Source organism: Shewanella sp. 433, assembly GCF_059338565.1.
This window is the reverse complement of the sequence record NZ_CM181703.1, coordinates 625,616-646,400: the sequence shown is the minus strand read 5'-3', so window position 1 is coordinate 646,400 and position 20,785 is coordinate 625,616. Positions and strand designations below refer to the sequence as shown.

At 48.0% G+C, this 20,785-nt stretch carries 19 protein-coding genes; 10 read left to right on the top strand and 9 right to left on the bottom strand.

Features of this window, described 5'->3' with window-relative positions; all coding sequences use genetic code 11:
• The first annotated feature begins 315 nt into the window (after nt 1-315).
• The 6 genes from glnA (at nt 316) to glnG (ending at nt 6,696) form a co-directional block, all read left to right on the top strand.
• Nucleotides 316-1,725: a glutamate--ammonia ligase gene (gene glnA, locus AC5YB1_RS03035; protein WP_475515132.1), complete on the top strand. Its 1,410-nt coding sequence runs from the start codon at nt 316-318 to the stop codon at nt 1,723-1,725.
• A gap of 302 nt (nt 1,726-2,027) precedes the next feature.
• Nucleotides 2,028-2,852 carry an N-acetyl-ornithine deacetylase gene (locus AC5YB1_RS03030; protein WP_494520671.1) on the top strand — a complete coding sequence of 275 codons (825 nt, stop codon included), beginning with the start codon at nt 2,028-2,030 and terminating at the stop codon, nt 2,850-2,852.
• 109 nt (nt 2,853-2,961) lie between these two features.
• The gene (ppnP, locus tag AC5YB1_RS03025; protein ID WP_494520670.1) at nt 2,962-3,276 is read left to right on the top strand and encodes a pyrimidine/purine nucleoside phosphorylase; all 315 of its coding nucleotides are present in this window, start codon (nt 2,962-2,964) and stop codon (nt 3,274-3,276) included.
• 226 nt (nt 3,277-3,502) lie between these two features.
• A complete protein-coding gene (locus AC5YB1_RS03020) occupies nt 3,503-4,048 on the top strand; it encodes a DUF4124 domain-containing protein (protein ID WP_494520669.1) in 546 nt (181 codons plus the stop codon).
• A 126-nt stretch (nt 4,049-4,174) separates the two neighbouring features.
• The gene (gene glnL / locus AC5YB1_RS03015; protein WP_494520668.1) at nt 4,175-5,218 is read left to right on the top strand and encodes a nitrogen regulation protein NR(II); all 1,044 of its coding nucleotides are present in this window, start codon (nt 4,175-4,177) and stop codon (nt 5,216-5,218) included.
• Nucleotides 5,219-5,289: 71 nt separating this feature from the next.
• On the top strand, nt 5,290-6,696 hold the full coding sequence (glnG, locus tag AC5YB1_RS03010; protein WP_494520667.1) for a nitrogen regulation protein NR(I): 1,407 nt from the start codon (nt 5,290-5,292) through the stop codon (nt 6,694-6,696).
• Between the two features lie 38 nt (nt 6,697-6,734).
• On the opposite strand, the gene AC5YB1_RS03005 is transcribed toward glnG, so the two are convergent.
• Entirely contained in the window at nt 6,735-6,881 is a 147-nt protein-coding gene (locus AC5YB1_RS03005; protein WP_494520666.1) for a hypothetical protein, read from the bottom strand.
• Between the two features lie 93 nt (nt 6,882-6,974).
• Between AC5YB1_RS03005 and AC5YB1_RS03000 the strand changes: the two genes are divergently transcribed.
• On the top strand, nt 6,975-7,898 hold the full coding sequence (locus AC5YB1_RS03000; protein WP_494520665.1) for a LysR family transcriptional regulator: 924 nt from the start codon (nt 6,975-6,977) through the stop codon (nt 7,896-7,898).
• A 61-nt stretch (nt 7,899-7,959) separates the two neighbouring features.
• Here AC5YB1_RS03000 and fieF read toward each other — a convergent pair whose 3' ends face one another.
• Together fieF and AC5YB1_RS02990 are read right to left on the bottom strand one after the other, a co-directional pair.
• Nucleotides 7,960-8,829, bottom strand: coding sequence for a cation efflux pump FieF (fieF, locus tag AC5YB1_RS02995; protein ID WP_494520664.1), 870 nt, complete (start codon nt 8,827-8,829; stop codon nt 7,960-7,962).
• A gap of 64 nt (nt 8,830-8,893) precedes the next feature.
• Nucleotides 8,894-9,382, bottom strand: a complete 489-nt coding sequence (locus AC5YB1_RS02990) for a Spy/CpxP family protein refolding chaperone (RefSeq protein ID WP_494520663.1) — start codon at nt 9,380-9,382, stop codon at nt 8,894-8,896.
• Nucleotides 9,383-9,640: 258 nt separating this feature from the next.
• On the opposite strand from AC5YB1_RS02990, the gene AC5YB1_RS02985 reads away from it, so the two are divergent.
• Both AC5YB1_RS02985 and AC5YB1_RS02980 read left to right on the top strand, forming a co-directional pair.
• Nucleotides 9,641-10,324: a response regulator gene (locus AC5YB1_RS02985; RefSeq protein WP_494520662.1), complete on the top strand. Its 684-nt coding sequence runs from the start codon at nt 9,641-9,643 to the stop codon at nt 10,322-10,324.
• Entirely contained in the window at nt 10,325-11,692 is a 1,368-nt protein-coding gene (locus tag AC5YB1_RS02980) for an ATP-binding protein (RefSeq protein ID WP_494520661.1), read from the top strand.
• Here AC5YB1_RS02980 and AC5YB1_RS02975 read toward each other — a convergent pair.
• Complete coding sequence (locus AC5YB1_RS02975) at nt 11,676-12,329, bottom strand: TetR/AcrR family transcriptional regulator (RefSeq protein ID WP_494520660.1); 654 nt, start codon at nt 12,327-12,329, stop codon at nt 11,676-11,678. The two genes, AC5YB1_RS02980 and AC5YB1_RS02975, sit on opposite strands and share 17 nt — an antisense overlap.
• Before the next feature lie 121 nt (nt 12,330-12,450).
• On the opposite strand from AC5YB1_RS02975, the gene AC5YB1_RS02970 reads away from it, so the two are divergent.
• The gene (locus AC5YB1_RS02970) at nt 12,451-13,320 is read left to right on the top strand and encodes a LysR family transcriptional regulator (RefSeq protein WP_494520659.1); all 870 of its coding nucleotides are present in this window, start codon (nt 12,451-12,453) and stop codon (nt 13,318-13,320) included.
• A gap of 229 nt (nt 13,321-13,549) precedes the next feature.
• On the opposite strand, the gene ardB is transcribed toward AC5YB1_RS02970, so the two are convergent.
• The 5 genes from ardB to AC5YB1_RS02945 form a co-directional block, all read right to left on the bottom strand.
• Nucleotides 13,550-13,903 (bottom strand): acrylate reductase cytochrome subunit ArdB, encoded by a 354-nt coding sequence (gene ardB / locus AC5YB1_RS02965; RefSeq protein WP_494520658.1) that lies wholly within the window; start codon nt 13,901-13,903, stop codon nt 13,550-13,552.
• A 28-nt stretch (nt 13,904-13,931) separates the two neighbouring features.
• Complete coding sequence (ardA, locus tag AC5YB1_RS02960) at nt 13,932-15,452, bottom strand: acrylate reductase flavoprotein subunit ArdA (RefSeq protein ID WP_494520657.1); 1,521 nt, start codon at nt 15,450-15,452, stop codon at nt 13,932-13,934.
• A 508-nt stretch (nt 15,453-15,960) separates the two neighbouring features.
• Nucleotides 15,961-17,091, bottom strand: coding sequence for a hypothetical protein (locus tag AC5YB1_RS02955; protein ID WP_494520656.1), 1,131 nt, complete (start codon nt 17,089-17,091; stop codon nt 15,961-15,963).
• Between the two features lie 603 nt (nt 17,092-17,694).
• Entirely contained in the window at nt 17,695-18,675 is a 981-nt protein-coding gene (gene acuI / locus AC5YB1_RS02950) for an acrylyl-CoA reductase (NADPH) (RefSeq protein WP_494520655.1), read from the bottom strand.
• A gap of 196 nt (nt 18,676-18,871) precedes the next feature.
• Nucleotides 18,872-20,665, bottom strand: coding sequence for a sigma-54-dependent Fis family transcriptional regulator (locus tag AC5YB1_RS02945; protein ID WP_494520654.1), 1,794 nt, complete (start codon nt 20,663-20,665; stop codon nt 18,872-18,874).
• Between the last annotated feature and the right edge of the window lie 120 nt (nt 20,666-20,785).

Here is a 20,785-nt window from a genome sequence, read left to right as displayed (position 1 = left end):
TAGCTATTGCAATAAAAAACGTGCCATTCTACTCTAGACGAGGACTCTCGCACAGGATTATTTTTTAGTCAGCTATGAATAATCATGATCATCACAGTGCGCACCAAGATGGTGAATGCACCATAAAAAGGCAAGGGACGCACCAATATGGTGCAGGCCAGATTACACCACTCCTTCCACTTATTTTCATCCCTTTATTATTCAACAGCTTAAAATATTGGCACGAGTCTCGCTTTATCTTGGTCAGTACCGCGTTAAGCGTAAGTTGAATGTTATAAGAAGGGCATCCCCTCTACCCTACACGGAGATTTAAGAATGTCAGCAGAATCAGTTTTACAACAAATAGCAGAACTTGAAGTCAAATTTGTTGATTTGCGTTTTACCGATACCAAAGGTAAAGAGCAGCACGTTTCTATTCCGCATCACCAAGTTGATGCCGATTTCTTCGAAGACGGCAAGATGTTTGATGGCTCTTCAATCGCAGGTTGGAAAGGCATTAACGAATCAGACATGGTATTGATGCCAGATCCAACCACTTTTGTATTAGATCCTTTTACAGAAGAAACCACTGCACTTATCCGCTGTGACATTCTTGAGCCTGGCACCATGACAGGTTATGACCGCGACCCACGCTCTATTGCCAAGAAAGCAGAAGAGTATCTCGTCTCTACGGGAATCGCCGATACCGTATTGATTGGCCCAGAACCAGAATTCTTCCTATTTGATGATGTAAAATTTGGCACCGACATGTCAGGTTGTTTCGTCAAGCTTGATGCCAAAGAAGCGGCTTGGAACTCTGGTACCCATTATGAAGATGGCAACACAGGTCACCGTCCATTTGTAAAAGGCGGTTATTTCCCAGTAGCACCAGTTGACTCTTCACAAGACCTGCGTAGCGCTATGTGTCTAGTGCTTGAAGAGATGGGCCAAGTCGTTGAAGCACATCACCACGAAGTGGCGACTGCGGGTCAAAACGAAATTGCCACACGTTTCAACACGCTAACAAAAAAGGCCGATGAAATTCAGATCCTTAAGTATGTTGTGCACAACATGGCGCATGCTTATGGCAAAACAGCCACCTTTATGCCTAAGCCAATTGTTGGCGACAACGGTAGCGGTATGCATGTACATCAATCACTAGCTAAAGACGGTGTTAACCTATTTGCTGGTGACAAGTATGGCGGATTGAGTGAAACCGCTTTGTATTATATTGGTGGTATCATCAAGCACGCTCGCGCACTGAATGCTTTCACCAACCCAAGCACTAACTCTTACAAGCGTTTGGTGCCACATTTTGAAGCACCAGTTATGCTTGCATACTCTGCACGTAACCGCTCTGCTTCTATCCGTATCCCTGTGGTACCAAGCCCGAAAGCGCGCCGTATCGAAGCACGCTTCCCCGATCCACATGCAAACCCATACTTAGGTTTTGCTGCGCTTCTAATGGCCGGTCTTGACGGTATTCAAAACAAGATCCACCCAGGCGAAGCGATGGATAAAGATCTGTACGATCTACCTGCAGAAGAAGCCGCTGAGATCCCACAAGTGGCAACCTCACTGGAAAATGCACTCGAAAACCTCGATGCTGACCGTGAGTTCCTTACTAAAGGTGGCGTATTTAGTAATGACTTCATCGATTCATATATCGCATTGAAGAAAGGTGAAGCAGAGCGGGTAGCGCGCACGACTCACCCTGTTGAATTCGAGCTTTACTACAGCTTGTAATCTGCGCTGCAGATAATAAAACCGCCTTACATAGGCGGTTTTTTTATTTATATTGCTATGGCGCATTCACACAGCCACCAACACAATTAATGCTTAAAAATGCATTCTTCGCAATACACTGAATTAGTCGCCAGACAACATAGGCAGTAGACTTTAATGCCTTAATTCTTATCCATCTTTGCAGGCCACATCCCAGCCTAATTAGACTATCAGTCATTAGACTTTAATCTGCTTTAAAATGATTTATCTTTATGGGTAAACTGCTATGATGAGCAGGCCGTTAATTTACAGTAGAATCAATTATGTCTAGCCGAGATCCGTTTGCCAGTTACACTTGGAAGAGCGATATTTTTAGTTGCGAAAGTAACGATATCAGCACCTTTTATACGAGCTTAAAAGAGCAAGTCACTCGATTAGGTTTACTGGAGCGCAAGCTTGGCGACGCGGGACGCTACCCACTGAATCTGTACCAATCTCCGGCACAAAAATCGGGGCAACCCTCACTGTTAATTAGCGCAGGATTTCACGGTGAAGAAGCCGCAGGCCCATGGGGAATGTTACATTTCCTCAATGAACTAGAACCCGAACTATTTCAACGCATCAATCTTAGTCTACTGCCGCTTGTCAATCCGACAGGATTCAAGCGCGGCCATAGATTCAATAAGTTAGGTCAAAATCCTAATCGAGGTTTTTTGGTCGACAATGGTCGTGGCAAAAGTAATGATGACACCTCTATCGAAGGTCAAATACTGCTTGAGCACTCACAATTATTACTGGCGGCCAGTAAAGAAGGTATTTTAACTTGCCACGAAGATGTGTTGCAAAACGATACTTATATCTATTCGTTTGAAGCTAACCAAACACCAGGGCATTTCAGCCGCACACTGCGTGATACCTTAGGTGAATTTTTTCCCATCGCACCTGATAGCCTTATCGATGATTGCCCGGTAAAAGATGGCATTATCTTTAACCATTTTGACCTCTCCTTTGAAGCTTTTTTGGTTCGTTTAGGCGCCAATGTAGGCGTGTGCAGTGAAACACCAGGTAAGCAGAATTTCGATCAACGCGTTTTGGCCAATAGCGCCATGATGCAAGCCTTTATCGAGCAGGTCATTGCGAGACAATAGTCTAGCATCAGCTCAATCTAAATCGATACTATGATGGCGCCAGTAAAGAATAGATATTTCCATTTATTAATTATATATTCATCTATCGGTATTTTTTAAGGATAAATATATGAGTCAATTTCAACAGGTTTCAGTCGATAAACTGGCTAATGTTTACTTCGATGGCAAAGTGATGAGCCGCACCGTCACCTTCAGTGATGGCAGTAAACAAACATTAGGCGTGGTGTTACCCGGCGAATATGAATTCAGTACCGCTGTAGGTGAGATCATGCACGTACTCGATGGCACCCTGTCAGTATTACTTCCCGGCAGCGACACATGGCAAAGCTTTGCTGCGGGCAGCCAATTTCAGCTGGCAGCCGAGGTGAGTTTTACCATGCGCGCCCATGATATTGCTCAATATTGTTGCCAATACCTAGATTAAGCCGCTAATTACGTAGTCGCGCCGAGTGGACAGCCAACACCCTCTCCCGCTAGGCCTATTAGCGCCATACCACCTGTTGAGGTCGGCCGTGAATGGCGGCTGACCTTAATCACAACTCTTGCTCACCACACATCTCGACAGTGCCATGCGGGCAATTTACGCGATGATTTTTATGCAAAAACAGACTAATCTAAGCAAGATACCATCGTATAACAAAGGATCGCTTATGCGCACGCTACTACTTTTGACCTTACTACTTCTAACAGCGTTCGCCCAGGCGACCATTTATAAGTGGGTCGATAAAGACGGCAAGGTTCACTACTCCGACAGTCCGATGGAAAATGCCCAAGCGGTCGAACTTAAAGAAAACACCCAAAATCAAATTAAGTTGCCGCCAGTGGTGGTACGAGAGTCAGGAAGCAAGCAACCTGATCCAGTCGATATGCCAAGCTATCAGATGCGGATCAGTAGTCCATCGGAAGAGGAAACCATTCGCGATAATAACGGTAACATCACCATTATTGGCTCGATAAGCCCCGATCTTGCCAGCAACCATGTGTTAGTGCTGCTAATGGATGGCAAAGTAATAGGCCCAGCGCAAACTACAGCTGTATTTAACCTAGAGAACGTCGATCGCGGTGAACATATTTTTGAAATTAAGGCGTTAGCACAAAACGGCAAACAACTTGCATCTACTCCTCCAAGAACCGTATTTCTTCATCGAGCTAGGGTCAACGCGATACCAAAGCCTAAACCCGCTGGCGGCCAATAAATATTAATTAATTATTTTTTATTGGCTTAGCGCATATTTCAACATTATTCGTCTCGATGAAGCTAGCTTGCACCATGCACCAAATTGGTGCACCATGTTGGTGAGATCTATTTCAGGGAGTCGTAAATGCACACAGACCCTTTGCTCAACAACCTAGTGACTGCGGTCATAGTGATAAATCACGACCTAACACTCTGCTATGCCAACAGTGCAGCGGAGCAACTATTAGGCTTAGGTTGTCACCGACTCACAGAACATAGCCTAGGCGATTGCTATCAGGAGCTGAGTGTCGACACTCAACTGCTGATGAGCGCCATAGAACAGCACCAAGGGCTCACGGTCAATAGTGCTAATATCACCACCTTAGATGGTCACGCGCATATCCTCGACCTCACCCTAACTCCCATCGAAGCTGACAATGGCACCCCTCAAGGCTTGTTAGAGTTGCGTCAGGTGGATCAACAACGACGCATCCACCAGCAGTTAACCTTAGATGCCCAGCAACAAGCCGCGCAGTATCTGGTGCGTAATTTAGCCCATGAGATTAAAAATCCACTCGGTGGTCTACGCGGCGCAGCGCAATTACTCGCTCGCGAGTTAAAAGATGATGAGCAGCGCGAATTTACCGATCTGATTATTGAGCAAGCCGATAGGTTGCGTAACTTGGTCGACCGACTGTTAGGGCCACAAAAACCGACACAGCACAGCCTACATAATATCCATGAAGTGATCCAAAAAGTGCTGAAACTGGTGCAGGTCACCTTACCCAGCACTATCCATTTGATCCAAGATTATGATCCATCTATTCCCGATATCGAAATGGATCAAGAGCAACTACAACAGGCGGTGCTCAATATTGTGCAAAATGCGATACAAGCATTAGAAACTGGCGGCGAGATCCGCATTAAAACGCGCACTCAGCACCAGGTCACCATAGGAACTCTCAGACACAAACTGGTGCTGGCTTTATCTATCATAGACAACGGCCCCGGCATCAAGCCTGAGCTAATGGACACCCTGTTTTATCCTATGGTCACGGGCCGCGAACATGGCTCGGGGCTAGGGCTCTCCATAGCCCATAACTTTGCCAGATTACACGGCGGGCGCATTGATTGTGCATCGGTTCCAGGGCAAACCGAGTTCACCATTTTACTGCCGGTCAAAGGCTAAACTGTGCCCAATCAGTTAGAGACACGCGCGTGACGCCACATAATGAGTATTCAACTTAAGAGAGTAAGCGTATGACAGAAAAAGTGTGGGTTCTCGATGATGACAGCTCCATACGCTGGGTCGTAGAGCGTGCCTTAAAAGGGGCCAAAATTAGCTGTGCGAGCTTTGCTGCGGCCGAATCACTCTGGCAAGCACTAGAGCAGGCACAGCCTCAAGTGATCATTTCAGACATTAGAATGCCGGGCACCGACGGCTTGACGTTGCTGGAGCGTTTACAGCTGCATTACCCGCATATTCCGGTGTTGATCATGACAGCGCACTCCGATCTCGACAGCGCTGTTAGCGCCTACCAGGCTGGCGCATTCGAATACCTGCCCAAACCTTTCGATATCGATGAGGTGATTGGTTTAGTCGAACGCGCGCTCAATCATGCCAAGGAGCAGTCGCCTAAAGCTAAACCAGAGCCAGAAGTAAAGGCGCCAGAAATTATCGGTGAAGCCCCTGCCATGCAGGAGGTGTTTCGCGCCATCGGTCGACTATCGCGCTCCTCGATCAGTGTCTTAATCAATGGTCAGTCGGGCACAGGTAAAGAGCTGGTCGCTGGTGCGTTGCATAAACATAGCCCACGTAAAGACAAACCCTTTATTGCGCTCAATATGGCCGCCATTCCTAAAGAGTTGATTGAATCTGAGCTATTTGGTCATGAAAAGGGAGCCTTTACTGGTGCGGCAAGCGTTCGCCAAGGCCGCTTCGAGCAAGCCGACGGTGGCACCTTATTTCTCGATGAGATTGGCGACATGCCACTGGATGTCCAGACGCGGTTGCTCAGGGTGTTGGCCGATGGTCAATTTTACCGTATTGGTGGCCACTCGCCCGTGCAGGTTGATGTGCGGATCATCGCCGCGACTCACCAAAACTTGGAGGAACAAGTGAGTAAGGGGGAGTTTCGCGAGGATCTATTTCATCGCTTAAACGTGATCCGCGTGCATCTGCCGCCGCTATCACAACGCCGACAAGATATTCCCCAGTTAGCACGCCACTTTTTAGCCACTGCGGCCAAAGAGATCAGTGTAGAACCCAAGGTACTCACCCAAGCGACCGCAGAGCTATTAGCTAGCCTACCTTGGCCAGGTAATGTACGCCAATTAGAAAACACCTGTCGCTGGCTAATGGTGATGGCATCGGGACAAGAGATTTTACCCCAAGACTTACCACCGGAATTATTAACCCCCGTAATCAGTCACCATAGCGCGGCAGGATCTGGGGGCTCATGGCAGCAAGCCTTAACCCAGTGGATAGATAAACGGTTAAGCGCAGGGGATAGCGACTTACTCACCGAGATCCAACCAGCTTTTGAGCGCATCTTACTCGAAACGGCACTCAAACATACCAACGGACACAAACAGGAAGCGGCTAAGCGTTTAGGCTGGGGGAGGAATACATTAACCCGTAAACTAAAAGACTTAGAGATGGACTAGCCCCATATTAGCTACCGCCAAATAATAAAAAGCCCAGCTTAGGCTGGGCTATGTTGTAGCTCTTCGGTAGGCGCATTGCTTACCACAGATGCCGATGACTCAGGTGTCTTATCACACTCACAGGCCTCGACAGGCATTGCCGCTTGCCATAAGGCGCCTACCCATAAATTTTTACTAAATTTCATTATCTTGCTCCATTTTTGCTGACCAGTTCAAAGTAATATGCTGGCATCTATTAGTAAAATGAATATATACCATGCCATGAATGCCAAAAAAGAATGAATATACCAATCAAGACGTTACAGTGTTATTTAACCTTAGTTGAAAGCGCGAATTTTACCCGCGCCGCCGAAAAGTGCTTTATCACCCAACCGACGCTCAGTAAAATCATCCAGCGCCTCGAAGACAACCTAGGCCAACAGTTACTGCATCGTAATAATCAAAAAGTTGAACTCACTCAGGCTGGTATACTACTGGAGCGTAGCGCCCGAGAAATCCTCGGTCAGTGGCACAGATTACAGGAAGATTTAACCAATTTAAGTGGGCTAAAATCGGGACATTTACGCTTAGGGGTATGCCCCATGATGAGTAGCCTGCTGATCGGCTTACTGACCGACTTTCGACAGCGTTACCCGGGAATCGAGTTACAAATGTATGAGTACGGCGGTTTTGGTTGCGAACAAGCTCTGCTTAACAACAGCTTAGATATTACTTTTACCGCGCTGCCCACGACACATGAGACCGAGCTCGCTCATCACCCCTTGACACGTTACCCTCTGCTCGCCTGCCTCCCCGAAGGCCATGTGCTGGCAGATAAAGCCGCGATCACTTGGCAAGACTTTGAAGCCTTTCCCTTTATCTTGTATAACGAAGATTTCTCGCTGGCAAAACTGATCAGGCGGCTTAGTACCAAGGCAGGGGTGCAGTTGAATATCGCTTTTCGCAGCGGCCAATGGGATTTTTTAGCCACTATGGTTGAAGCCGATATGGGAGTGGCCATTCTTCCCGAGCCTATCTGCGCTCGCCTCAGCAATAGCCGCTTAGTGTTTAAACCCATAATACCTAATTTGACTTGGGATTTAGCCTTAATTTGGCGTAAAGATCTGCCTCTTACGCCTGCTGCTGCGGCATTGTTACACTTGAGCCAGCAAGCGCAACAAGCAGCACCGTCACCCTCTCAACCAAGCAATATCGACCGTTAAACGATACCGGTTAATAATAAACCGCCCAATGGGCGGCTTATGTAAAGGCAAGACACTGACCTTAAATGGGGTCTTGGTGGATCAGTACTTCCACATCTTCAAACAGCTTACGCACCCTAGCCTCAGCCGCATCGGCAATAGCATGGGCCTCATGCAGACTCAGTTGACCATCGAGCTCTAAATGACACTGCACGAAGGTGGTCTTGCCCGACTCGCGCGTACGTAAGTCATGGAAACCATTAATACGTGGATCTTGCTCTAGGGCTTGTACGATAAGGAGCTTCTTATCGGCATCAAGTTCTCTATCGAGCAGTGACTGCGCCGAGCGATAACCTAGGTCTAACGCTTGGCGACCAATAAATAGCGCGATCAGTATGGCAAATAAGCCATCGGCCCACCACCAGCCAAATTGTGATAATACCAAGGCAAGCAATACCGCCGAGTTGAGGAGTAAATCCGACTTATAATGCAGTGCGTCGGCCTCTACAACGGTACTAGAGGTTGCCGCTACCGCACGTTTTTGCAACATCACCAAGGCAAAAGTTAGCACTATAGCGATAACCGAGACAATGATCCCCATAGTGGCATGATTGACTGGCGTGGGGTTGATGAGGCGATCGCCACCATGAAACAGGAGTAAAAAAGCCGATCCCATAATAAATGCCGACTGTGCTAATGCCGCCAAAGGCTCTGCCTTACCATGACCATAGCGATGATCTTTATCGGCAGGCACAATGGCATAACGTATCGCGATAAAGTTAACGATTGAAGCTAACGCATCAGCAAATGAGTCGGTGAGCGAGGCCAGCATACTGGCAGAACCTGAGTACATCCAGGCTGTAAGCTTGATAATAATAAGGGTGAAAGCTGTTGCCACAGCGGCGCGGCTCGCCAGCTTCACCCAAAAATCGTATTGAGAAGTGTCTTTCATAGGGTCACATTACTACTGAGTAAAGTAGGGGAAGAAACATGACCCATTGTAACTTAGTTAATGCTTAGCGGCGATCTCCTTTACGTCCCATCCCTTTAGCTAGGTTAGCTTTAAATGTCGCCTGCTGTTCTGGCGTAAGCATCTGATAGATATCATGCTGTACTTTTAACTTAGCGATGGCCGCATTTTGACGTTGTTGCTGTTTCGCTTGTACTAACGCGACCGCCTCGCTCTCGTTAAAGCTATCTGCACTCAGCAGATCTAACATTTTCGCCTGACGAACCTGACGCTCTTCGATTGAAGGACGATTTTGCTTCATGGTATCTCTATGTTGCTGCATTATCTGTTTAACTTGGCCACGCTGCTCTTCAGTTAAATCCAAACCACGAAAGAGTTTATGCATACCACCATGATGCGCTCGATATTCGCCGTGCATCTTGTGATGATACGGCGCTGCATCACTAGCTGGAGGTTCGGCAAACGCCGCTGATGACAATAAAGTGGCCGTGGTCATTAGTGCCAATAATCCAGATTTTAGGGTTAACTTATTCATAGTCTGCCTCTTACACGCTATTGCGAGTGAATGATCAATTAAACTCAAACAGAGTTCCAACATCAATAGTGTACGCCCTGCAATGTAATGCTGCTCGACAGCAAGGTAAACCTCTGTAAAGTTATTGCGCTGTTACGCTAAAATAGCCTGCATCAGCCCCTTTACGTAGACTTACATTGGTAGACTGCAATTGACACCCAAACGGGTATACTCAGGCGGTTAGCTGTGTATCAATATTCAACAGAGATTAAGGCGCATATGAATCACATATTGTTAGTTGACGATGATTTAGGTCTAGCCGAACTGCTAGTGCAGTTTTTAGAGCTAGAAGGATTCAGCTTAACCGTGGCAAACGATGGTCAGTCGGGTCTTAACCTCGCGCTGGAGCAAGAGTTTGACTTAATCCTATTAGATGTCATGTTGCCTAAACTCAACGGCTTTGAAGTGCTTAAGGCGCTACGGGCCAAGAAACAAACTCCCGTGTTAATGCTCACCGCCCGCGGTGATGAAATAGACCGAGTGGTCGGGCTCGAAATTGGCGCTGACGACTATTTGCCAAAGCCTTTTAATGACCGCGAACTCGTCGCACGCATCAAGGCGATTATTCGCCGCACCAACCATCAAGCAGATGAACAGCTGCCCGGCATCATTGAATTTGCCGACATTAAACTCGACCCCAGCCGCCAAGAAGTGACATGCCAAGACCAGCTGTTAATCCTCACGGGCACCGAGTTCAGCCTGCTGTATTACATGATCCAACATAATGGCGAGGTGATAACTAAAGAAACACTGAGCGAACAGGTGCTCGGCAAAAAACTGATGCCCTTCGATCGCAGCCTAGATATGCACTTATCTAACTTACGCAAAAAAATCCCCGAGCGTGCCGACGGCCGCCCAAGGATCAAAACCCTGCGTGGCAAAGGGTATATCTGGTTAACTTAAATGAAGCTCAGTAGTCTCCCCAACCGTATTTTTATCAAACTGTTACTCAGCTTTTGGCTGTGTAGCAGTTTGATCATTGCCATTGTTGGCCTGCTGCCATTACTGCAGCAAAATCACGATGAAACTCGCATGACCCCTCGCCTACAAGAGCTACTTGAACGCGTGGCCAATCATATTCAAACTCACCCAGAGGTCATCACCTCCGAGCGTGACCAACGTTGGCATCGCATAAAAGAGATGGGACATAAACCGGTGCGTTTCTATCTGGTGAATGAGCAAGGCCTAGTGGTCAATACCGAGCGAGTCTCTCGCGGCATGCGGCGCTTTATGTTATTGGCAGAAGAGGCCGCACGCCCCATAAGCCATCAATTTAAGAGTGAGATTTTTTTTGGCCCCCATGAGTTTAGTGTCAATGGCAGTAAATTTAGCCTCTATGGCCGAATGGCTGAGGTGCGCCCCCGGCCTTGGTTTATTTTCTTCGCCGATAACATCATCTTCACCCTAGTGCTTGCCATTGTGTTATCGGGCCTATTATGTGGCCTATTAGCGTGGCACCTAGGCAAACCGCTTCGGGCCTTAAAAGAGAGTGCCGAAGCCGTAGCCAAAGGCGAGTTAAGCCATCGCGCCGATAACAGCACCACCGCACGCAAAGATGAAATAGGCCAGCTCGCCGTGGCATTTAATGCCATGGCAGGTTCAATCGAGTCTATGGTCAACTGCCAACAACGACTCATTAGCGACATGTCGCATGAGCTACGCACACCGCTAACGCGCTTACAACTTGCCTTAGCCTTAGCCCGCAAGCGTGGTCAAGATTCGACAGAACTGGAGCGCATTGGCTATGAAGCACAGCAACTCGAGGCCATGATTGCCGAACTGCTGGAGCTGTCGCGGGTTAAGCTCAACCTAGCGGAGAATCGGCACCTACTATCGCTCAATGAAACCTTAGGCCAGGTATTAGATGATGCCGAATTTGAAGCCGAGCAACAAAATAAACGTCTATTGATCGATATCGATGAACAGCTCTGCCTACCTATTACCCCAAGGCCATTAGCGCGCGCAATTGAAAACCTGCTGCGAAATGCCATACGTTACGCTGAAAAACAGGTGAGTATCTGCGCGAGTTTACACTGGGACCATGTATGCATTGAGATTATTGATGATGGCCCAGGGATTGAGTTAGAAAGCGATTTACAGACAGTGTTCGATCCCTTCTATCGACCACAATCGGCCAGAGAGCGCGAATCGGGGGGCTGGGGGTTAGGCATGGCAATCGCTAAGGCAGCCATTGATGCCCATAAAGGAGAGATCAGCGCGAGCAATGTTGCGCCTCACGGCTTAAAAGTCACCATCAAGCTGCCGACCTAGTCGCTTGCTCATGTAGCTGCGCAAGCCAGTCGGTAAATTGTTGTTTAGTGGGGATCCGCTTGTTCGAGTGCCCCATTAGTTGGCTCAATGCGTAGCTAAACTGATAATAGGTCTGTACATCGTCACATGCCTTGGTGCCATCATCGCTGTTGATCATGGTGCCACGAATATAGTTCTTAACCAATTCATAACGATCGAACCCCGGCCGCTCACCAACAGCCAAAATCGTACTTTGATTCCAATGGCAATATTGCTCAAGCAAATCATTAAATCGATGCCGATAAACCTCAGAGGCTTGCTGTAATAACTCTTGATTAGGCATCATTCGCTCTATCACAAAACGCTTTTGAGCTAACACATCATGTAGGCGCTGGCAGTGATGAAACAGATAGCATTCAAAGGGATCGCTATATTGTTGTTGGTCACGCTCGGCCGCGAGCAACCAATCTTGGTATTGAGCACAAGCCACTGCCACCACTAAATCTGCCTCTGTGGTGAAATGGTTATAGATGGTACCCTTGGATATCTGACTCGCAGCAACCAGATGAGAGCGACACAAATCAAAGCTCTGATGCCCCCTAAGGCTGCGCTGTGCAACCTCAACAAGATAATCCTCTCTTTGTTCCCAGCTACTCATAGCGACCCCATCACATTTGGACAAACATAAACATTGCAACTTCACAATCAAACGATAACAGTGTTTATGGAAACTCGATATTGAGTAATACTGATACCACTATGAGCAAAGCCAATACCCCATGTTAAAAATCGAATTACTCGAGAGCTTTATCGCGGTGGCGGAATGCGGCAACTTGTCTAAAGCTGCCGATAAGATCTGCCGCACCCAGTCAACCTTAAGCCTACAGATTAAAAAACTGGAAGAGAGTGTCGGCCAGCCACTATTGCTGCGCGATAACAAAGGAGTCACCCTCACTGAGTCGGGCAATACCTTACTCAACTACGCTTACAAGATGATGCAGCTCAACTCGCAGGCGTTGGATGAGCTTAAAGAGTGCCAAAACCGTGAAATTATTCGCCTTGGGGTGCCGACCGATTATATTAAGCGCTACCTCAGCAGTTGTTTGCTCGAGTTTATTCGCGAATTTACCTGCATAGAACTGGTCATCGATACCGATGTCAGTGGCAACCTGTATAAACGCCTGCAACAAGGGGAGTTTGATCTCATCGTCGCTACACACTGGCAGCCACCCGTTCAAGGCGAGCTGTTATTTGAGCGTCGATTTCATTGGGCCGCCGCTAAAAATGGTAATGCCCATAAACGAGCGACGATTCCGATGGCACTGTACCCCGAAAATTGCCCCATCCGGGCACAGGTTTTTGCCAATCATCAGCTCACCATGCGGCCTATCAATGTATTGTTATCAACGCCCTCGCCACAAGCCTTGTGCATGGCGGTAGAGAACGATCTGACTATCGCGCCTATTGCCGAGTTTCGCATCAACGACAATATGCAGATATTAGATCCACTCGAACACGGCCTACCCGTGTTGCCTGTGTTCAATGAGGCTCTGTACCTCAACCCTGATACGCAAACCGATGCCACGCTGCAACTTATTACCCTAATTAAGGCCAATGTTGAAAACTTGGCAGAGGCATGCGCTCACTAGCAAGCAACCACTATTGGCATCGTTTAGACAAAGAAAAAGCCTCTTAGGCAAGGAAATGACCAAGAGGCTTAATTAACTTTAACATCATTGCTGCTGGAGTCACACTGCGATTTCCCCCTCAGAAAGTCACAGCTTACCAGGAGAATACTCTCTGTGCTGCGACCCAAAATTATTGGGGGGAATAGAGATAGAACAGTGACCCATGTTTCAATGAGTCACTGGGCCAATATTACTCTTGGTGCTTATCAAACTTGAAGGTATGACAGTTGCTGCATAATGGCTTTTTAGCTTTATGCTCGCCATGACACTCTTGGCAAGGTAAGTCTTTGCCATAGTGCAGGTTATTATGGGGATTCTGCCACTTATCCTCTTCACTGCGCGCCGTTTGCTCGGCTAGGTCGTCGATATCGTGACACTGCAAACAAGCTTGATCAGACGGGAACTGCTTAATCCCCTTGTCATGGCACACCTTACAATCTTTACCGATCACCTCTTTATGCCAAGCACGCTGCTCGATCGCTTGAGCAGAGAGACTCACCAAGCCACCTAAGACCAGTGCGAGTACAATATTAAATTTTTTCATTATTGATTCCTCTAATTAACCGATCGACTTAAGCTTGCATCATGGTGCGTGCAGCGGTCATGCCCATTACCATACACTCAGGGATCGAGCAGCTGCCTAAACGGCTCACACCGTGAATACCGCCACACACCTCACCTGCTGCGTATAAGCCAGGAATTGATTGGCCCGTAAAGCTATCTTTGACTTCAGCATTAACATTGACCTGCACACCACCTTGGCAGTAATGCACTTTTGGCCATAGACGAACCACGGTAAATGGCGCCTCGATAAACTTATCTTTGGCTTTGGTCATGTTTTTACCGAACTGCTTATCGTCGCCAGACTTAACGTAACTGTTGTACTCTTCAATTTGTGCTTTAAGCGGTTGCAACGGCACATCGAAATGCTTGGCTAACTCTTCAATGGTGTCGAACTTCCAACCCACGTTGTACTTGATCACCTTCTTAGTATTGGGATGCTGCTTAGAATCCTTATAGCTGGTGATCAAAATTGGCGGCAGTGGATTACCCTTTTCATCGCGACAAGCCAGCTCAGCATCGGCACGGGTCTTACGGTCGGCAATTTCGTTCATAAAACGCTTACCGGTTAGGCGGTTAATCGCCATTGAATGCGGGAAGTTATAAATAGAATAATTCGATACATAACCAAAACCACCTTCATCAGGCGATGCCCAAGGACCAGACTGAATGTGTGCCAGGTGCACAGGGATAGCGCCCAAACGGAACATCTCGTACATCCCTTCACCGGTTGCGCCCGGTGCGTTAGTACAACCCACTTCAGAGGTTAAAGTGGGATCTTGCGCCATACGTAAGTCAACGTTTTGCGCAAAGCCACCTGTGGCCATAATAACGCCTCGCTTAGCACGAATATTCAGCACATCACCGGGTTGGTCTTCACCAAAATGATAGTTCTGGCGCATTTTAACGCCAACCACTTCCCCTTTTTCACCCACTAAAAAGCCTTCAAACTTAGAACGGTTATGAGTTTTAACACCAATGCGCTGACACTCTTTATAAAGCGGTTGGGTAATACCTGCGCCGCAGCTCACCGTGGTCTGATAGGTTCGCGCAACGGAGTGACCACCGAGCTGTTGAAGGTAGGGATGATACTCAGCGCCAGCATCAATCGTCATCTGTAAGGCTTCAACGGCATGAGAGGCCACATGGCGTAACAGCGCTTCATCAGCAATACCACGGCCAGACTTTAACTGGTCGCCGACCATGCGGTCGACCGAATCTTGTACACCCTCTTTTTTCTGCATCGGCGTACCAGGCGCAGCAAAAAGACCACCGTTAATGGCGGAGTTACCACCAAAGTAAGACATCTTCTCAAAGATATGGACATCTTTAGCGCCCTTGCGGGTGGCTTCGATCGCCGCCGCTAAGCCAGCAAAGCCTGAACCTATGATCAGCACTTCAACTTCTTTGTCCCATGTCACACCGTCAGCTTTCTCAGAAACCGCCATTGCAGGCGCTGCCATTGCGACACCCGCCGCGGCACCCAGCCCTTTAATGAAATTACGGCGTCCTAGCAGATCTACATTACTCATCTGTTATCACCCTTATGATTTATTCGACAGCATCATCATAGGGCTGGAATCCGTTCCAAAACGGGAGTTAATCAACAGTTACCTTTAAAACAAGCTAGCAACATTTTAAAAGTGGTAACTGGCTTCAAATTTAATCGAAACCACTACTTTGGCAGTCTTTTGGAATCGATTCCAAATCCGACTATCGGTGGCGACGCAGCAGAAAAGCCAAGCATAATGAGGCGTCATCATTGTCAACAGCCAAGTTAAGCAATCACGGTATGAGAGAACATCTTAGATAAGCATGAATAAAAAATGACTAAGCTCAGCCGTCACGCTCAGTCATTGCAAAACAGGATAAAAGCCAACCTAGGATCCATCTGGCTGGCGGGGCCAGAAAATAATAAGCCCAATACCAAACAGAAGTTGGCATTGGGCTTTGAGCGGCTAACAGCTAATTGAGTTTAGCGCCTTAAGACCTTAAACCTTATGGTTTAGCTCTTAAGACTCAAGACTTAAAACTTAAAACTTAAAAATAGTAACCAAAGTTAATATTAACTCGTTTATCCCAGCTATCGCCCATCTCAGGCAGGCCGACATGGCTGTTATCGCCAGTCGACGCGTACATATTCTTACCCAAAATAAAGTCAATCATGGTGTAAGTCGGGCCCGCAGCAAGGGCGACGCCAGTGACATTTTGATAACTGGTGTCATAGCTGTCGTCATCGACATCTGGGGTGACCATGCCAAAGTCGTTATATAACTTAATGCTGCCCCAATAGCTATCTAACGTCTTGGCGACGTTGACGCTATACGCTTGCGCTTTAGCTGCAATTTCATACTGATAATTATAAGCGGACACCGCAATCTTATTGCTATCAACCGCATCGGCAGCGTCGTATTCATACTGCATCACCTGCAGTTGCAGGTTCCAGCCGTTATAGCTGCTATCCATATGTAACGCGACAGCGTAGCGATCGCCATTATTGCCAGTATTACTGTTATAGATTTGACCGAATTCGACTGAACCACCTAGGCGAGTTTGACCACCAGCATAGGTTATCTCATACATCTGACGTAGATTAAGCTGATTAGTCTCTTGGTTAAAATATTCGATGCCATTAACCACACCCGAATACAGATCGGTCGCATAGCGCTGATTGTTGCTGGCGGCATATTCGGCATTTTTAAAGAATGCCATTTCAGTGTTCCACGCGCCGCTAGAATAGGCAGCCTTAACCCCTAAATCATAATCATCTTCGAAACCCAGGTAATATGGCACGCCAAACCAAAAGCTATTTGAAATAAACCCTGGGTTACCAAAAGGCACTTGGGTGACACCCAATTGCAATTGCCATTGTGGATTTACATCATAAAAACCATAGCCGTAACGCAACATATTCCAGCCATCTAAAAAGCGATATTCGCTGGCCAGTCCCCAATCGCCTAACTTGCCGTCAAACTTGATGGCAGCCATATCGAAAGTAAAATCACCCAACTTGTCTTTAGAGGCTTGATCATAATCTTTGTAGGCATAATTGACTCTGACGGTACCAGAGACGTTAATACCATCTTCAGCCCCCGTTGCTTGTACATCTGTGATGACGAGGGAGGTTGGCACTAACAGCGCCAACAGTAATGCTTTGGAAATGTTCATCATTCAACCAACTTGTTTGTGTAGTGATAGTGACATAAGAGGAGTTTTGATTTAACCAGCCTAAGTGATACCCATCCATAAATTACTGAGTTAATGTAATGGGGAAACCACCGAGCCTGAGTCAAATCACCTGTCGCTGTGCTAGCCTAATTCATTAAATTAAAGGCTAAGGTTGAGTGACAACACAAGTTAATGCCGAGTCGTTGGGTCAATATATGCAGTGCTCACTACCTACATTGATGCAATGACTAATCCCATTCAAACAACACATAGCCATTTTATTGGACAATAACTTTAGACCATCTTTAATGCTGCACTCCAGCAGCGCTACAGTATGCCTATGTCAACGGCGAACAGCAAACCAGTCACAAGCTATTAACGGCTAAATTGTGACCAAGATCAACGGTACCCTCACATAATCAAGCCATTGAATTAAAGTCGTTTGATAAATTTTAAGCACAAAAAAAGTGGCCCTTAGGCCACTCAATAAATGGGGGGATACGCAGGAAGCTAACGCAAGCTTGCCGATACCCAGTTCTGGTTAGCGCAACGCAGCGTTGAGCCCTACGGTATTGACGGCCACCATTTGCGGCCATCAATAGCGGATCACAGTTTAACCAGCACTCGCCCTGTCACCTGTCCTTTAACAATCTTATCGGCAAATTCTGGCACTTGAGCTAGGCTCACTTGCTGACAAGCCTGCTGATAGAACTGCTCAGGTAAACGTGCAATCACCTCTTGCCACGCGGCTTGGCGTTTCTCAAATGGGCAAGAAACGGAGTCAATACCCAGTAGGCTAACTCCGCGCAAAATAAAGGGCATCACTGTGGTGGGCAGTGCAAATCCGCCCGCAAGACCACAAATGGCCGCGGCGCCGCCATAGTTAATTTGCGCCAATGCTTTCGCTAAAATTTTATCGCCGACGGTATCGACCACACCTGCCCAGCGCTGGGCCTCTAAGGGTTTCGCATCTTGCTGTAACTCGGCGCGATCCATCACCTCTGCCGCGCCCAACTGTTTAAGCATAGGGCCATTTTGTTCAACGCGGCCACTGCAGGCCACCACACGATAACCCGCACTGGCAAGCAAGGTCACCGCAACCGAGCCGACACCACCACTGGCGCCAGTGACGAGCACCTCACCTTGCTCTGGCGTCACTCCGGCGCGTTGCAATGCCTGTACACACAACATGGCGGTAAGCCCGGCGGTGCCTATCATCATGGCTTTGGCGGCATCACATCCTGCTGGCATGGGGACTAACCAGTCGGCATTGACGCGTGCTTTTTGCGCCATCCCCCCCCAATGATTTTCACCCACGCCCCAACCAGTGAGGATCACCTCATCACCCACTTGGTAGCGTGGATCTGCCGATTCGCTCACCACGCCCGCAAAATCGATGCCCGGTACCATAGGAAACTGGCGGATAATTCTGCCAGTGCCTGTCACCGCCAGGCCATCTTTATAGTTGAGAGAGGAATAGGCGACATCAACTACCACATCGCCAGCCGGAAGCTGATCTTCGCTCAATTGCGTCACGCTGGCGTGCGTCACTTTATCTTGCTGAGTTAACACTAATGCATCAAACATGCTTCTCTCCCAACTGATTTAAATCAGTGATTATTGATGGTACAAGCTCATTGGCGCTTACCTTAATGGTGATAACGCCACACAAGCAAGTGGTGATATTGTCTCAGGTCAGCTTCGTGAGCTGGCGCATTTACATCATATTTAGCTTAGCGCGGTCAGTCACATATTTCGCTCAAATCAGACCATGTAACCAAGCTTACTTCAGCCCTAAGGCCTTTAATTTACGGTACAGCGCATTACGGCTGATCCCCAAACGTTTGGCGCACAAACTCACATTGCCTTGACACTCATGATACAAGGCGGCGACATTGGCATTAATGGTGGCATTGAGGGATTGACCCGCTTTTGACTGGCTCTCTTCAAGCACTGACTCTATCGGCAATAGATGATCGGCCACACGCAGCTGTTGCTGCATATGATCAGGCAGATGATGCCACGCTAATACCTCGTCGCCCTCGGCCAACAAACACGCCACCTGCATCACATTATCTAACTGACGTAAATTACCCGGCCAGGCGTAACATAACAGCCGCGCTAACAGTTCAGCGCATAATGCTTGCGGCGCCACCCGATAACGCTTGTGTAATTTATCGATGATCCGCGCCTTATCTAGGCGATCGCGCAGCGGCGGCAGCTCCACTTGCAGGCCATTGAGTCGATAATATAAATCTTGTCTAAACAAGCCTTTCTCGACCAGAGACGCTAAATCCATATGGGTAGCGGCAATCACTTGAATATCGACTTTGAAGGTGTGATTGCTGCCAACAGGCACCACCTCGCGCTCTTGCAATACCCGCAACAAGCGCGCTTGCGCCGCAAGGGGCATTTCGCCCACTTCATCGAGGAACAAAAAGCCGCCATCGGCTTGACGGATCTTGCCCAAATAACCACTGCGACTGGCACCGGTAAATGCGCCCCCCTGATAACCAAACAGCTCTGATTCCACCAGCTCACTCGGTAAGGCGGCGCAATTGACCGCCACTAATGGGTGCTGGCTACGGCTGCTCTGATGATGCAACTTTTTAATAAACTGCTCTTTACCGACCCCAGTTTCACCGCACACCAATAACGGAATATTACGTTTAACCACCTTGTTGGCCTGCTGCCAAGCGCGCTCCAATTGCGGGTCACGAAAACGCACGCCTATCTGCTGACTCACCAGATGAGAGCGGCTACTGGGCACTAACTCTTGGGTCTTAAGGTGTAAACTTTGATGCTGTAATAACTGTTCGGGGCGATGCCATTGCTGCCCCAAATATTGATGAATATCGTCACCCACCTTGGCGCTCTGCAGCAGTTTGTGGGCCATCGGGTTACAGCCCAATATTTTACCCTCGGCATTAGCGACCACTATACCTTGCCATCCCGAGGTAATAAGCGAAGCTTGCTCAGCTAAGTCAATACGATAGTGGCTACCGGGCAGATGGCATAATAGCGCCGTTTCAATCTGTTGCGCTAAGCTGGCGATCAACAACAGGGTCTGCTGGCTATGGCGTTGTTGTTCGCTGGTGATGTCGATAGCGCCGAGCATCTCCCCCGTGGGCGAAAAAATGGGCGTAGCGGTGCAACTCATAAAGCGATGCTGACGAATAAAGTGCTGATCGCCAATCACAGATACCGCTTGCTTTGAGGTTAGCGCCGTACCAATGGCGTTAGTGCCTCGGTACTGCTCATGCCAATTGACCCCGATATCCAGCGCCACATTGGCCAACTTATTAGAGTATTGTGCTACCCCCCAATGGCGCAGCACATAACCTTCGTTGTCAGACAAAATAAGGCGGCTCTGAGTATGCGCCATGAGCTGATGAAACAAGGGTAAAGCGTGTTGTTCAATCAGGGCGATTAATTTGCGATATAGCTCGTGGCGTTCGGCGAGCGCGTCGCTTTCTAAACGCACGGCTTGTGGCAGCTGGGTTTCTGATAATCCTGCACCTTGGCTGCGTGACCAAGAGTCAGATAACCAAGCCTCTGTCTGTGGAGCAATCGTCATAACAGTGTTCCATTTTGGCACAGCGGCTGTGCACTTATGTCACAGTGCGACGACCCTTCCAGTGCTACCTCTTACTGGAACACGCACATTCAGACATCAAAAATTAGCTTTTCATCATAC

Excerpts from the sequence above, each read along its gene's own strand:
- AC5YB1_RS02975 (WP_494520660.1), bottom strand. The coding sequence starts at position 12,329 with ATGAGTAGCTGGGAACAAAGAGAGGATTATCTTGTTGAGGTTGCACAG.
- glnL (WP_494520668.1), top strand. The coding sequence starts at position 4,175 with ATGCACACAGACCCTTTGCTCAACAACCTAGTGACTGCGGTCATAGTG.
- AC5YB1_RS03005 (WP_494520666.1), bottom strand. The coding sequence starts at position 6,881 with ATGAAATTTAGTAAAAATTTATGGGTAGGCGCCTTATGGCAAGCGGCA.
- ardB (WP_494520658.1), bottom strand. The coding sequence starts at position 13,903 with ATGAAAAAATTTAATATTGTACTCGCACTGGTCTTAGGTGGCTTGGTG.
- AC5YB1_RS02955 (WP_494520656.1), bottom strand. The coding sequence starts at position 17,091 with ATGATGAACATTTCCAAAGCATTACTGTTGGCGCTGTTAGTGCCAACC.
- AC5YB1_RS02980 (WP_494520661.1), top strand. The coding sequence starts at position 10,325 with ATGAAGCTCAGTAGTCTCCCCAACCGTATTTTTATCAAACTGTTACTC.
- acuI (WP_494520655.1), bottom strand. The coding sequence starts at position 18,675 with ATGTTTGATGCATTAGTGTTAACTCAGCAAGATAAAGTGACGCACGCC.
- glnA (WP_475515132.1), top strand. The coding sequence starts at position 316 with ATGTCAGCAGAATCAGTTTTACAACAAATAGCAGAACTTGAAGTCAAA.
- AC5YB1_RS02990 (WP_494520663.1), bottom strand. The coding sequence starts at position 9,382 with ATGAATAAGTTAACCCTAAAATCTGGATTATTGGCACTAATGACCACG.
- fieF (WP_494520664.1), bottom strand. The coding sequence starts at position 8,829 with ATGAAAGACACTTCTCAATACGATTTTTGGGTGAAGCTGGCGAGCCGC.
- ppnP (WP_494520670.1), top strand. The coding sequence starts at position 2,962 with ATGAGTCAATTTCAACAGGTTTCAGTCGATAAACTGGCTAATGTTTAC.
- AC5YB1_RS02945 (WP_494520654.1), bottom strand. The coding sequence starts at position 20,665 with ATGACGATTGCTCCACAGACAGAGGCTTGGTTATCTGACTCTTGGTCA.
- AC5YB1_RS03030 (WP_494520671.1), top strand. The coding sequence starts at position 2,028 with ATGTCTAGCCGAGATCCGTTTGCCAGTTACACTTGGAAGAGCGATATT.
- glnG (WP_494520667.1), top strand. The coding sequence starts at position 5,290 with ATGACAGAAAAAGTGTGGGTTCTCGATGATGACAGCTCCATACGCTGG.
- ardA (WP_494520657.1), bottom strand. The coding sequence starts at position 15,452 with ATGAGTAATGTAGATCTGCTAGGACGCCGTAATTTCATTAAAGGGCTG.
- AC5YB1_RS03000 (WP_494520665.1), top strand. The coding sequence starts at position 6,975 with ATGAATATACCAATCAAGACGTTACAGTGTTATTTAACCTTAGTTGAA.
- AC5YB1_RS03020 (WP_494520669.1), top strand. The coding sequence starts at position 3,503 with ATGCGCACGCTACTACTTTTGACCTTACTACTTCTAACAGCGTTCGCC.
- AC5YB1_RS02985 (WP_494520662.1), top strand. The coding sequence starts at position 9,641 with ATGAATCACATATTGTTAGTTGACGATGATTTAGGTCTAGCCGAACTG.
- AC5YB1_RS02970 (WP_494520659.1), top strand. The coding sequence starts at position 12,451 with ATGTTAAAAATCGAATTACTCGAGAGCTTTATCGCGGTGGCGGAATGC.